Raw genomic sequence first — 13486 nt, 5'->3', positions numbered from 1 at the left:
AATGCGCCGTCTGTTGTTCTGCCTGCTGCTTGGTTTCCTTCCTCTGCTTGTCCATGCCAGTGAGGCGTCACGACCGAAAGTCGGCCTGGTGCTGTCCGGCGGTGCCGCGCGTGGGCTGGCGCATATCGGCGTGCTCAAGGCGCTGGAAGAGCAAGGCATCAAGATTGATGCGATCGCCGGCACCAGCATGGGCGCGGTGGTCGGCGGCCTGTACGCCTCGGGTTACAAAATCGACGAACTGGAAAAACTCGCGCTGAGCATCGACTGGCAAGCCGCGCTGTCCGACGCGCCACCGCGTGAAGACGTGCCGTTTCGACGCAAGCAGGATGACCGCGACTTTCTGGTGAAACAGAAACTCAGTTTTCGCGACGACGGCAGCCTTGGCCTGCCACTTGGGGTGATTCAGGGCCAGAATCTGGCACTGTTGCTGGAAAGCCTGCTCGCCCACACCAGCGACACCCGGGATTTCGACAAACTGCCGATCCCGTTCCGCGCCGTCGCCACCGACATTTCCAATGGCGAAAAAGTGGTGTTCCGCAAAGGCCACTTGCCCCAGGTGATCCGCGCCAGCATGTCGATCCCGGCGGTGTTCGCCCCGGTCGAGCTCGACGGCCGACTGTTGGTGGACGGCGGTATGACCGACAACATTCCCCTCGATGTCGCGCGGGAAATGGGCGTTGACGTGGCCATCGTCGTCGATATCGGCACACCGCTGCGCAATCGCAAGCAACTGACCACCGTGGTCGATGTGCTGAACCAGTCGATCACCCTGATGACCCGCAGTAACTCCGAAGAACAGCTGGCCGCGCTGAAGCCCTCCGATGTGCTGATCCAGCCCGCGCTGGCGGCATTCGGCGTCACAGATTTCGGCAAGGCTCAGGAGATGATCGACGCCGGTTACCGGGCGACCCGAATCCTCGACGCGCGGCTTGCTCAGCTCAAACCCAACGAGTCTCAGGACGCCGAGCTGAACGCCGCGCGCTCACCGGGGCAACGCACGCCGATCATCACCGCGATCCGCGTCGAGAACGACTCGAAGGTCGACGACGACATCATTCGCTATTACATCCGCCAGCACATCGGCGAGCCGCTGGATCTGGGGCGTTTGCATTCGGACATGGGCACCTTGTATGGCCTCGACTACTTCGAGCAGGTGCAATACCGCGTGGTGCACAAGGGCGAGGATCACACACTGGTGATCAGTGCTCGGGGCAAGCGCAGCGGCACCGATTACTTGCGGGTCGGCCTCAATCTGTCCGACGACATGCGCGGCGACAGCGCCTTCAACCTCGGCGCCAGCTACCGCATCAACGGCATCAACCGCCTCGGCGCGGAATGGCTGACCCGCGCGCAGATTGGCGATAAACAAGAGCTGTACACCGAGTTCTATCAACCGCTGGACGTCGGCTCGCGTTACTTCGTCGCGCCATACGCCTCGTTCGAAGCTCAGAACGTTGAAGCGGTGCTCGACAACGATCCGATCGCACAGTACCGCGTCGAGCGCTACGGTTTCGGCCTCAACTTCGGTCGACAGATCGGCAACAACGGCGAAGTGCGTTTCGGCGTCGGCGAGGCCTGGGGCAAGGCCGATGTGCGCATTGGCGATCAGGATCTGCCGAGTGAAAACTTCAACGAAGGCTTCTACGCGCTGAAGTATTCCTACGACTCGCTGGATAACGTCTACTTCCCTCATGAAGGCAAGGACGTCAGCCTGACGCTGATGCAGTTCGAACCGGGACTGGGGTCGGACACGCGTTATCGACAGTGGGACCTGAAAATCGACAAAGCCATGAGCCATGGCCCGGATACGCTGATTCTCGGTGGCCGGTACGGGCGCACGCTGAACGACGCCAATGTAGTGACATCGAGTTTCCTGCTAGGCGGTGCACGGCAGCTGTCGGGTTTCCGTGAGGACGCGATTTCCGGACAGAACATCAGCCTGATGCGCGCGGTGTACTACCGCCGGTTAACGCCGCGTTCGTACCTGCCGCTGGATTTTCCGCTGTACGCCGGTGCCTCGCTGGAGCGTGGTCGCGCGTGGAACAACGACAATGAGTTCGACAGTGGCTACATCAACGCCGCGAGTGTGTTTATCGGCTTTGACACGCCGCTGGGGCCGTTGAATTTCAGTTATGGGTTGAATGATGCGAATGAGCAGGCGGTTTATCTGAATCTGGGGCAGACCTTCTGATCCAGATTCTGAATTGATGTTGGCTGAAGGTCAGTCTTCGCGAGCAGGCTCGCTCCCACAGGGGAACGCATTCCAATTGTGGGAGCGAGCCTGCTCGCAACGGCGGTATCAGCTCAACCGCAAATCGATCGGGGGTTCAGCGAATCCCCGCCAGCAAGGTCCGCGCCGTTTGCTTCAACGGTTCATCCCCGTCCTTGAGCAACTCGTTGAGCAACGCAATCGCACTGTCGATGTCACCGTCGTCAATGCACGTCTGCGCCTGTTCGAGCTTTCCGCAGTTTTCGTCGTGTACCGGCTCCGGTTCCTGCAAATCCAGCGGCTGCAGTACCAGTGACGGCTCGGCATCGGCAAACTCATTGAGAAAATCGTCATCCAGCGGTTCGGCGTCCGGTTCAGGGATCCACTCAAGCTCAGGATCTTCGCTGGACGCTTGCGGCAATTCAAAGTCCTGAGGCAGCACTTGCAGCCCTGCACCGAGCGCCGAGGTGTCAGCCGGTGGTTCAGCCGTGGACGAGCGACTGTCTTCCAGGTCCCAGCTGGAATCCATCGACAGCTCGCCCAGATTCAGCTCGAAATCAGCTTCAGGCGCCGGTTGTGTTGTAACAACAGGAACCGCCGCCACAATCGGCGGCACAGCGGCCAAAACGGCGGTTCCCTTGAGTTTCGGGTGTCGGGCGCGAACATCCTGCAAAGTCTGGGTATCCACACCCTGCTCACGCAAATGACTTTCCTGTTGTTCATACGCGGCGCTATCACCCTGACGCCCCAGTACTTCAAGCAACTGCAAACCGATGTCGGTGCGCTCCGGCTCTTTGTGCAAGGCATCGCGCAGTAATCCGGCGGCTTCGCCCAGTCGGCCGTACGCCAGATAGATGCCGACCGCCTCCAGCACATCGCCCGCCGCCGGTTCTTCTCGGTGATCGGCAGAGGCGTGAGCACTGACGGGCTCTACAGACTCGGCCTCGGCTATGTCCGGTTCATGGCTTTGCGTCAATAGCGGTGCATCTGGCTGTAGTTGTTGTTGCCGTCGACGGTGTACGAACAACCCGGCCAATGCCCCCAGCAACAGCAACAAGCCACCGAGCAACGGCCAGTTCAATCCTTCATCCGTGGATTCGACCGGCGTCACCACCGGTGTCGGTGCGGGTACCGGTGTCCCCACGGCCGGCGATGGTGGTTGCTGAAGTTCGACCAGGCGCGTTTGCAGGCCAGTGATCTGCTTTTTGCCATCGGCAATCTGTACATCCTGTGTTTGCAGTTTTGCGCTCAGTTCGTCCACGCTCTTCTGCAATTGCTGATTCAGCAACACACTGACTGCCAACTGCTCGGCCAGTGCATCGTTGGCGGGCGGGGTCACTGGCGTGGGGGCTGGCACAGTATCGCGCCTGGCTTGAGGCGCCTGCGGTGCAGCCACGGCAGGTTCGACGGTGGGAAACCCGGAGGATTGCGCACGCGGATCCGGCTCATCGGTGGCCGGTACGATACCCGGTGAACCCGGTGGATCGATCAATACCGTGTACTCACGCAGCAAACGGCCATTGGGCTGATCGAGCTGCACGAGGAAATTCAAAAAGGGTTCGTTGACCGGTTTGCTGGAGGTCACCCGGATCATCTGGCGATTGCCATGCAGGATCGGGATGAACTTGAGGTCGTTGAGGAAGAACACCCGCTCGACCCCGGCCTCGGCGAATTCATCCGCCGTGGCCAGGCGCGCGGCCAGATCGTTTTGCGTCAGCCCGCCGACATCGACCAACGCGATGTCGGCCTTGAGCGGCTGATTAAGGCCGGAATGAACGGTGATATCACCCAGCCCCAAGGCCATCGACCAGGCCGAATAACTGAATACACCAGCGACCAGCAACCATTTGGCGCCACTGCGCAGTACCACGTGCCGACTTGCGAGCATGAGCATCCCTTAAATAAGCAAAACCGACTTCTATGCGTTCGCACATCCGGTACGAACACGATATTGCCCAGTAGTTCTTATAGTCGGCTCAGCGCGATCTCTCAAAGATCTGGCAGGTGGATGTGCCTCAAGATTTTTCCAGGTTGCCCAGAATGTGCCCGTGAACCCGCATGCACACCTTTAAATCCGCTTCGTCGACGCCTTCGAACAATTCGTGGCGCAGTTGCGTGGCAATGGTTTCGATTTGTTCGATCAACGGCAGGGCCGGGGCGCAGAGGACGATCTTTTTCGCCCGGCGGTCTTCCATCACGGACTGGCGTTGCACCAGGCCCTGGCTTTCCAGACTATCGAGCAAGCGCGCAAGGGTTGGACCTTCGACGCCGACGCTCTGCGCCAGCTCTCGTTGGGTCGGTGCTTCTTCAAAACGCGCCAGATGCAGCAGCACCAGCCAGCGCGCCTGGGAAAGCCCCAACCCGGCGAGGCGTCGATCCAGTTCGGCACGCCAGCCACGGGACATCTGGGCCAGTTGCATGCCAAAGCGGTGTTGATCGGTTAACGGCATAAAACACTCACGGTTAGACTGAAAATAAAGAATTTCTAATTATTAGCCAGCTAAGCATGAGCTGCAGTTATAGGCAAGTGGCGGTCTGTACTGAATCGTTACATCTTGAAAGCCCCTCACCCTAGCCCTCTCCCAGAGGGAGAGGGGACTGATTGGGGGATATTTGGGAATTACGCCGACCTGACAGCTCAACGCTGAATCCATAATCGACTCGGGTTCTCAGGTCGATGTATAGCGCAAGACAACTGGGTCGGCCCCCTCTCCCTCAGGGTGAGGGTGCTCAGGCGAATTACATCTCGAATTCCGATTGCAACGCAGCCCGCACGCAATACAGCACGCCCTCCGGTACACGTCCGGCAAACAACTCGGCCACTTCGGCGACCGATGGCAACTCGCCCTCTCCATCGAGGAACGCGTCCTGGACTTCGCCCATCAGGTCTTCAGGCAAATCCAGCGCCTGTTCCAGCGACAGTTGCTGCTTGCCAATCGCCTCGGCAAGCATGGTGTACACATTCTTTTCCGAGCACTGCAACTGACCGGCGATCTGCAGCGGCGTCATGCCGGCGCGAGCCAGGGTAATCAGTTCGTGGCGCACATCGGCCACCGCTTTCGGCGCCTCGACCTCGCCGCCGAGCACTTCGAGGAAAGCATCGCCATAGCGCTCCAGCTTGCGTGCGCCGACACCGCTGACACGGGCCATTTCCGCCAGCGAGGTCGGTTGGCTGCGGAGCATTTCCAACAGCGTCGAGTCGGGGAATATGACGTACGGCGGCACACCATGTTCTTCGGCCAGTTTGCGTCGCAGCGCGCGCAGGGCTTCCCACTGTTCGCGCTCTTCGCCGCGCACCAGCTGACTGGCCGGGCTCTTGCTGTTGCTCTTGGCGGCGACCTGCGGTTTGAGGTCGCGGCGCAGCTCCAGGCTCACTTCGCCCTTGAGCAGCGGTCGGCAACTGTCATTCAGCCGCAGACCGCCATAACCTTCGTGATCGACGTCCGCCAGTCCGCGCGCGACCAATTGACGGAACAGCGAGCGCCACTCGCTTTCGCTCAATGCCTTGCCGACGCCGTACACCGACAGATGCTGGTGGCCAAAACTGCGGACTTTTTCGTTTTCCTTGCCCAACAGCACGTCGACCAGATGCCCGACACCATAACGCTGGCCGGTACGGAAAATCGCCGACAGCGCCTGACGTGCAGGCTCGGTGGCGTCCCAGGTCTGCACGCCATCGACACAGTTGTCGCAATGGCCGCACGGCTCGGGCATGTCTTCATCGAAGTACGCCAACAGGGTCTGACGACGGCAGCGGGTTTCTTCACACAACGACAGCATGGCGTCGAGCTTGTGTTGTTCCAGACGCTTGTGCCGCTCGTCGCCTTCGGAGTTCTGCAGCATCTGCTTGAGCATCACCACGTCTTGCAGACCGTAGGCCATCCACGCATCCGCCGGCAGGCCGTCACGGCCGCCGCGCCCGGTCTCCTGGTAATACGCCTCAAGGGATTTCGGCAAATCGAGATGCGCGACAAAACGTACGTTGGGCTTGTCGATGCCCATGCCGAACGCCACGGTGGCGACCATGATCAGGCCTTCCTCGTTGAGGAAGCGCTTCTGGTTAAAGGCGCGCAGATCGTTGGGCAGGCCGGCGTGGTACGGCAGCGCCGGGAAGCCCTGCTCGCTGAGAAACGCCGCGACTTCTTCGACCTTCTTGCGCGACAGGCAGTAGACGATGCCGGCATCGCTGCGGCGCTCGGCGAGGAACGCCAGCAACTGCTTGCGCGGCTGCTCCTTGGGCACGATGCGGTAAAAAATGTTCGGGCGGTCGAAGCTCGACAGGAAGCGCTCGGCGTTCTGCAAGTGCAGTCGGGTGACGATTTCTTCGCGGGTACGCTTGTCGGCGGTGGCGGTCAGGGCGATGCGCGGCACGTCGGGAAACATCTCGGCCAACTGGCCGAGTTGCAGGTATTCCGGACGGAAATCGTGACCCCATTGCGACACACAGTGCGCTTCGTCGATGGCGAACAGGGCGATGTTCAAGCCTTGCAGGAATGACAGCATGCGCGGCTGCACCAGGCGCTCGGGCGCCAGATACAGCATTTTCACTTCGCCACGCTTGATCCGCGTCGCCAGATCCCGCTGCTGCTCGGTGCTCAAGGTGGAGTTCAGCGCAGCGGCGGCCACACCGAGTTCTTCGAGGGTCGCAACCTGATCGTCCATCAGCGCGATCAGCGGTGACACCACCACCGCCAGGCCATCGCGCAACAGCGCCGGAACCTGAAAGCACAGGGACTTGCCGCCACCGGTAGGCATCAGCACCAGCGCATCACCGCCGCTGGCCACGCGCTCAATGATTGCACCCTGACGGCCACGAAAACTGTCGTAGCCGAAGATGTCCTTGAGGACGCGTTGAGCCTGTTCGAGCATAAAAACTCCAAAAATCTACCGATACATCCCTGCTCAGGCTGGTTCAGAACAGCCAAGGCTGCTTAAACAAAACGTAAGAACGCATTGCACGACAACCGCAAGGCGGGCAGGGATCGCAAAACGCGGCAGTATACCCGAGCCCTCCCCTGCACAGGGTGCCGCTGATAAGACACTGATAAACCTGCCACACATCAATCCCCTGTGGGAGCGAGCCTGCTCGCGAAAGCGGCGCGTCAGTCGATGCAAAATTGCCTGATACACCGCCTTCGCGAGCAAGCTCGCTCCCACAGGGTTATTCCTGTTGTCCAGTAAGTCCTGTAATTCGGTCAAATCTGCCTTGCGGCTGGCTTGAGCGCGCAAGAAGGCCTAGAATTCCCGCATTGTTTATTCCCCAAGGTAGCCCCGTAATGTCCTTCGCTGAGCAACTGACCCGCCTGCAAGTTTTCCTCGACGCCGACGAGCTGCATGACGAGGCGCTGGATTACGTGGCCGCTCACGGCTACCTGACCGCGCTGTCGATCTGCTCGGACATCGTGCCGGACCGTGAGTGGATCGACGCCTTGTTCGCCGAAGAACCGCATTACAGCGGTGAAGCTCAGCGCGAAGAGATCGAAGCCACCCTGATCGGCCTCAAGGCCCACATCGCCCGTCAACTGGCTTCGGATGAAGAATTCGAGCTGCCGTGCGAACTGGATCTGGGCGACGATCCGGATGATTCGGAACTGCGCGGCTGGTGCATTGGCTTCATGGAAGGCGTATTCCTGCGTGAAGCGGCGTGGTTCGAAACCGCCGAAGAAGAAGTCAGCGAAATGCTCCTGCCGATCATGGTCGGTTCGGGCTTGTTCGACGAACAGCCGGAATTCGAAGACATCGCCAAGGATGCCAATCTGATGGACGACATGATCGTGCAGATCCCGGAAGCCCTCACCGCGCTGTACCTGCTGTGCCAGGCGCCCGACGAAAAACCGGCGATCCTCAAGCCACGTCACCACTAAGATCCGGCCTATGGACAACCCCATAGGCAACCGCCCCCGAATGTTGCGCTACTTCCTGCTGGCCGTCGGCTGGCTCAGCGTGGCATTGGGGGTGATCGGGATTTTCCTGCCTGTTTTGCCCACCACACCTTTCCTTTTGCTCGCCGCAGCCTGCTTCGCGCGCAGCTCTCCGCGCTTCTATCAATGGCTGGTCGAGCATCCACGGCTCGGGCCATGGATCCGCGATTACCTTGATGGCAACGGCATACCGCTCAAGGGCAAGGTCTACGCGATCGGGCTGATGTGGGCGAGCATTCTGTTCTCGTGTTACCTGGTGCCACTGCCGTGGGCGCGAGGGTTCATGTTGACGAGTGCGGTGTTGGTGACAATTTACATTTTGCGACAAAGAACGCTGCACAAGCATTGAACCGACGTTGAACTCCGAGCGAATAACGCCTCCCGTTAACACCACTCGTCGGATACACCCACACACCTGTCAGATCTGACAGGTGTGCAAACCCATCAACACAGCTTCAATCACTCCACCACCCGGCCGGAGTGCATTCCCGTGTTCGTCAACCTCCTCAAGCCTGAATCCACCCTGATTCTCATTGAGTTCTACTGCAGCGGCCGTCATCAAAAAACGCCTGAATTCTCTTCAAGAGGACTTGCCTGATGCCTTCTCACAAGCGTTTCCGCTTCCCTCCCCTGACGGAAGGCAATAACACACTGGCGCTGCGTCCCCTGCTGATTCCGGGGATGGTCGAGCCGGTGCAAGACGGCGATGGCGGGATCAGCATCAAGGTCGCCACCACAGACCCTGAAGGCTTGCAATGCGTCATCAATCCTTACCTGAGCCCAATGAGCGAGGGTGACAAACTCGAGATTTATTACAACAACACAAAAGTACTCGAGCGATTCGTGAAGGCCGAAGAAGTCAACCAAAGGGTGTTCTTTCATCTGCCAACGCCGGTCGAGTCGGGGTGGCTTGAAAACTGCCACTATGTGCTGACCCGCGCAGGCGAGACCGAAGCCGACCCACCGTCGCCGGGCTTGCGGATATGGGTCAAGCTTTACAAGCCGGCAAATCGTGACAAAGAACCGCATTTGCCCGATGGCCACTCAGAGTTGAACATCGTGCAACTGCCGCCCGAACTGGTCGAACAGGGCGTGATAGACGCCGAATGGGCCAAAAAAGGTGTGCTGGCCACGATCCCTCATTATGTGTTTTGCACGCGCAACGATCAGGTCCGTTTGAAACTGGGTGATTACTCGCTTGCGGCGCACCGCATCACGCAGGAGCAAGCTGAAGATAAGCAACCGATCGAAATCTTCATTGATCAAGACGCCATCCTTGGCGCTGGCGACGGTCTCGAACGAGAAATCAAATACGACATCAATGACGAAGTCTGGAACTGGGCCGACCGCCACTCCAAACGCACCTACATCGACGTGGACGCCGGGGGCTGGCGCCTGGAGCCTCCGCTCATCAAAGAGTCGATCAATGGCGTCATTACCATCAGGAATTTGAACAAGCAGCCCGTCACGGTTCAAATCCATGTCAGCAGCCAGTACTTCGCTGTGGGCGACAGCGTAAAAATGACCTTCATCGGCACGCCACCCTATAACGGTGAGCCGATCATCTGCAGCAAAACCCGCGACATCGAAAACGTCCCCTCAGTGCTGGAAATCCATGTGCCCTATGAGTTGATCAGGGCCGTCGCCCAAGGGCGCGCCGATGCGTCTTATATCCTCTACAAAAAGGGCGGGGGCGACCCGATCTCTTCCAAGCGCGTTCTTGCCAGGGTAGACGGCGACGTCAACATCCTCCCGGAGCCGAGCATTCGAGAATTGATAGGCGACACCCTCGAACCGGACGTGCTCTATGCCACTGTCGACGTACGCTACACCATGAAAAATGGCGACTTGATCTGCCTGCTATGGTGCGGCATCAAGTCCAATGGTGATGACTATCTGCATGAAGTTCCGCATATCGTCAGCGACAACGAAGAGAAGGAAGGCCTGGTCACGTTCTATATCGATTCCCGGCACATCAGTGTGCTGGATAACGGCACGCTCGACCTGTCTTATGTGGTCGCAAACGATGCCCCCGGCCTCCTCGACATCAGGGAATCCGAGCGGTTGCTGGCCAAAGTCGGAAAGATCCGCGCGACGCTGCCCAAACCTGTCGTCGAGGAGGCCGATCCGCCGGGGGATGTGCTGGATCCGTCGAAGGTGTTCGATATTGTCCATGTGCTGATCGCCGAAGCGAACACCCTCAAGGATGATGTACTGACTTATTACTGGCGCAGTCCCAATCCTTTTGCCAGTACCAGCGACTGGCTGCCCATCACCACAGTAACCGCTGGTAAACCGGTACGTTTTCGGGTGGATGTAGAGTTTGTGACGGCCAACATCGGCCATTACGTGAAAGTGCGCTACACGGTATTACGTGCCTCGAACAAACAATACGAGCACTCGGCCACGCTCAATTTGCTCATAGGCGAACTGGTCGGTGAGTTACCGCCGCCCGAGGTGGTGCAGGCACCCGACAAGACGCTCAACCCAATGGATGGGTTGAGCGGCGTAGACATCAACGCCAGTTACTCCAGCATGAACCCGGACCGGGACATGATCCGTTTAAAGTGGTTGGGAACGCCCGGCGCGGGCACCTCTGATGATCTGGAGTTGCCGGGCAGCCCCACAGGCACCGTGCAATTCCATTTACCACCTTCGGTGATTGGCGCCAATATTGCGAAAACGGTGTCGGTTGAATACGAAGTAACCCGCTATACCCTCACAACGCCCTCACAAATGCTCGACCTGTATGTTTCAGACTTCCAGGACCCCGAAAACGAACTGCCCCACCCGAATGTGCCTCAGGCACAGAACAACGTCCTGGATCTGATGACATTCAGCGGCGATGCCAAAGCTGTCCTCGCTATATGGCCCTACATCGCACTGAAACAGCGCCTCTGGTTCTACCTGACAGGACAAACAAGTTCAGGCGCGTCCCATACGATCCCGCTTATCACCGGCCAGGAAAATAACCCCGACCCAAGTCAGCAGCGGACTCAACGAAAGCTTGCTCAGAAGCGAGCTGATGAAACTGGGCCACTCCACGCCCGCCACTGTGATTTGCAAAGTGGCATTCGATGGCAGTGAAAAGGAGGATACTGCCAGCGTATTTCCACAGCTACCCCTGACCATCAGAACCCGCTACGACTACGTGCAACCGGTCATCACCGCTGTGACGGACTCGCGGGGCGGTGTCGAAGAGGGTGGCAAAACCCGCGACGGAAAAGTCACCGTGACCGGCACGGCCACACGCGGCGAAACGGTCGAGCTGTTCGATCGAACGACGACATCAATGGGCACCGCACTAGTGGACGCCGACACCACCTGGAGCCGCGAGATCGGCCCATTGACCGAGAAGTCTTACCGCATCAGCGCCAAGGCTCTTTATGACGCCGACCCGGTGTCCAGCGAGCCCCGCACATTCACTGTGAAGTTCGCACAGACCCCGGAGATCCTCTCGGTCACCGATTCACGGGGGGACGTTGCCCATGGAACGACCACTTATGACAGCAGCGTGCAGGTGGCCGGCAGCGCGACGCCAAACCTGCAGGTCAAACTGCTGGAGAACAAACAGCCGCTCATTACCCTTGACGTCGACGATAAGGGTGACTGGAACCATCGCCTGAACGATCTGAAAGTTCGCTCCTACAGTCTCACTGCCGAGGCGTTGTACGAGATTGACCCTGCGACCAGTCCGCCTCGGGATTTCGTCGTGGCGCAAGCAGTCACGCCGACGATCTCCCGTGTGAGTGACCTGCGCGGTGAAGTCGCCGCCAATGGTACGACCTACTACCGGACCGTCACCCTGACGGGCAAGGCCAGTCCAAACGAAAAGATCATTCTGCTCAATGCCGGTGCGAACGTCGAAACGGTGGATGTCAACGGCAGCGGCGATTGGCAACATGTTTTCAGCAACCTGAACCTGACCACTTACCGCCTGACCGCGCGAGGCGACTACGGCAGCAATCCGGAGTCCAGCCCTCCTCGGGTCTTTACAGTTGCAGCCTTCGTTTCACCGACGATTACCGCGGTGACCGACTCGGTTGGCACGGTGGGACCCAATGGAACGACCTACGACACCGCAGTGACCGTCAAAGGTGAGGCCACCCCGCGCGAGCAGATTCAGATGTACGACAATGGCGCCCCCGTCGGTACGCCGGTCAGCGTCAATGCCGATAAACAGTGGACAACGTCTGTCACCGGTCTGGCCATCCGCTCCCACAGTCTGACGGCCAAGGCCATGTATGACGCGGTTCCGGTAGAGAGCCCGGCGAGAACCTTTAACGTCGCCGCCCACATCGCACCGACGCTGACGTCTGTGCATGACGGCATCAGTGAAATAGGCAATGGCGGAACAACCAAAAGGACCTCGGTCACCTTGCGTGGCAACGTTACGCCCAACCGTGAAGTGCAGGTCTACGACAACAACAATCCAAAGCACACCGTGAGAGCGGTAGCCGACGCATGGAGTACCACACTGGCGGTGGGTGTGGGTAATCATTCCTTAAAGGTCAAAGCTGTCAGCACCGGCCAGGAGTCTCAGCCGCCTCGTACCTTCACGGTACTGCCGGTGATACCGCCGCTGAACTTCAATACCAACCCCGTAACCTTGAGCGGCAGGATTTATCTCATTCCGGGGAGCTCTGTATTGCCAGCCTTCGGCCCAGGCACTTCGGTGCAGCACCAGGCGAGTGGCGGCCAACCTCACTACGCTTACAGCACCAGTAATGGCAACGTGGCTGCCGTGGATTCGCAAAGTGGACTCGTCACTGCGCGAAGTAACGGCAGTGCAACGATTTCGGTAAGGGATCAGGCGGGACAAGGGAAAAGCTATTCGGTGTCGGTAACAGGGGTGACGCAATGTTATGGATTAAGCGCAAACTGGTTGTCCAGGGTAGGTGATGAGGCAAAAAGTCGAGGCCTGAGGTTGCCTTCAATGGGCGAGTTACGGGCAATAAGCAGCGCTTTTGGAAATCGTTGGCCATTGGGTAATTCATTCTACTGGTCTAATGAGTCGATCCTTTATTGGCCCAACCCCAATCCGTATTATCACTGTAGAAATCTGGTCACAGGGGAAGAAAAAGCAATCATGAACCTGAACGTAGTGCCCGGAGTGGGCATCACCCCTTGAGCATTTCAAATGTCAGACTGGGTTTGCTCGCAAAGACGCCATACCTGCCAACAAAAAACCCCAGCCAAAGCCGATGAAGGCGTGCCATTGCGCAAAGGAGGTAATCTTCCACATGCTGGCGGCAGCATTGGACAGCGGATGGCTTCGGCATCAGGCAAAACCAATTAACAGAAATGACAAGGCCGCGGCTCCTCGACAGAACAGCGGCCGTCGTAAAGGTGTCTC

Annotated in this window: 8 protein-coding genes; 5 read left to right on the top strand and 3 right to left on the bottom strand. The window is 58.8% G+C overall.

The features are described from left to right. The first annotated feature begins 1 nt into the window (after nt 1). Nucleotides 2-2191: a patatin-like phospholipase family protein gene (locus ACZ0A4_RS02560; protein WP_463572954.1), complete on the top strand. Its 2190-nt coding sequence runs from the start codon at nt 2-4 to the stop codon at nt 2189-2191. A 136-nt stretch (nt 2192-2327) separates the two neighbouring features. On the opposite strand, the gene ACZ0A4_RS02555 is transcribed toward ACZ0A4_RS02560, so the two are convergent. The 3 genes from ACZ0A4_RS02555 to recQ all read right to left on the bottom strand — a co-directional run bounded on the left by ACZ0A4_RS02555 (nt 2328) and on the right by recQ (nt 7078). After that, nucleotides 2328-4097 carry a motility hub landmark protein FimV gene (locus ACZ0A4_RS02555; protein ID WP_463572953.1) on the bottom strand — a complete coding sequence of 590 codons (1770 nt, stop codon included), beginning with the start codon at nt 4095-4097 and terminating at the stop codon, nt 2328-2330. A gap of 127 nt (nt 4098-4224) precedes the next feature. Beyond that, nucleotides 4225-4659, bottom strand: a complete 435-nt coding sequence (locus tag ACZ0A4_RS02550; RefSeq protein WP_016984207.1) for a MarR family transcriptional regulator — start codon at nt 4657-4659, stop codon at nt 4225-4227. 289 nt (nt 4660-4948) lie between these two features. Next, nucleotides 4949-7078: a DNA helicase RecQ gene (gene recQ / locus ACZ0A4_RS02545; RefSeq protein ID WP_463572951.1), complete on the bottom strand. Its 2130-nt coding sequence runs from the start codon at nt 7076-7078 to the stop codon at nt 4949-4951. Between the two features lie 407 nt (nt 7079-7485). Here recQ and ACZ0A4_RS02540 point away from each other — a divergent pair, with 407 nt between their 5' ends. The 4 genes from ACZ0A4_RS02540 to ACZ0A4_RS02525 all read left to right on the top strand — a co-directional run bounded on the left by ACZ0A4_RS02540 (nt 7486) and on the right by ACZ0A4_RS02525 (nt 13261). Further along, on the top strand, nt 7486-8073 hold the full coding sequence (locus ACZ0A4_RS02540; RefSeq protein WP_463572950.1) for a UPF0149 family protein: 588 nt from the start codon (nt 7486-7488) through the stop codon (nt 8071-8073). Between the two features lie 10 nt (nt 8074-8083). Further along, entirely contained in the window at nt 8084-8479 is a 396-nt protein-coding gene (locus ACZ0A4_RS02535) for a YbaN family protein (RefSeq protein ID WP_463572949.1), read from the top strand. A gap of 248 nt (nt 8480-8727) precedes the next feature. Next, a complete protein-coding gene (locus tag ACZ0A4_RS02530) occupies nt 8728-11217 on the top strand; it encodes a hypothetical protein (protein ID WP_463572947.1) in 2490 nt (829 codons plus the stop codon). Next, the gene (locus ACZ0A4_RS02525; RefSeq protein WP_463572945.1) at nt 11156-13261 is read left to right on the top strand and encodes an Ig-like domain-containing protein; all 2106 of its coding nucleotides are present in this window, start codon (nt 11156-11158) and stop codon (nt 13259-13261) included. Before ACZ0A4_RS02530 ends, ACZ0A4_RS02525 begins: the two co-directional genes overlap by 62 nt. Nucleotides 13262-13486: the final 225 nt, after the last annotated feature.

The sequence above is a fragment of the Pseudomonas sp. AC172 genome, assembly GCF_979258595.1.
Note: the sequence above shows the minus strand (reverse complement) of the source record. Positions and strands in the feature narration are given on the sequence as shown.

Coding starts and splice junctions, on each gene's coding strand:
- ACZ0A4_RS02560 (WP_463572954.1), top strand. CDS start 2: ATGCGCCGTCTGTTGTTCTGCCTGCTGCTTGGTTTCCTTCCTCTGCTT.
- ACZ0A4_RS02535 (WP_463572949.1), top strand. CDS start 8,084: ATGGACAACCCCATAGGCAACCGCCCCCGAATGTTGCGCTACTTCCTG.
- ACZ0A4_RS02540 (WP_463572950.1), top strand. CDS start 7,486: ATGTCCTTCGCTGAGCAACTGACCCGCCTGCAAGTTTTCCTCGACGCC.
- ACZ0A4_RS02550 (WP_016984207.1), bottom strand. CDS start 4,659: ATGCCGTTAACCGATCAACACCGCTTTGGCATGCAACTGGCCCAGATG.
- ACZ0A4_RS02525 (WP_463572945.1), top strand. CDS start 11,156: ATGAAACTGGGCCACTCCACGCCCGCCACTGTGATTTGCAAAGTGGCA.
- ACZ0A4_RS02530 (WP_463572947.1), top strand. CDS start 8,728: ATGCCTTCTCACAAGCGTTTCCGCTTCCCTCCCCTGACGGAAGGCAAT.
- ACZ0A4_RS02555 (WP_463572953.1), bottom strand. CDS start 4,097: ATGCTCGCAAGTCGGCACGTGGTACTGCGCAGTGGCGCCAAATGGTTG.
- recQ (WP_463572951.1), bottom strand. CDS start 7,078: ATGCTCGAACAGGCTCAACGCGTCCTCAAGGACATCTTCGGCTACGAC.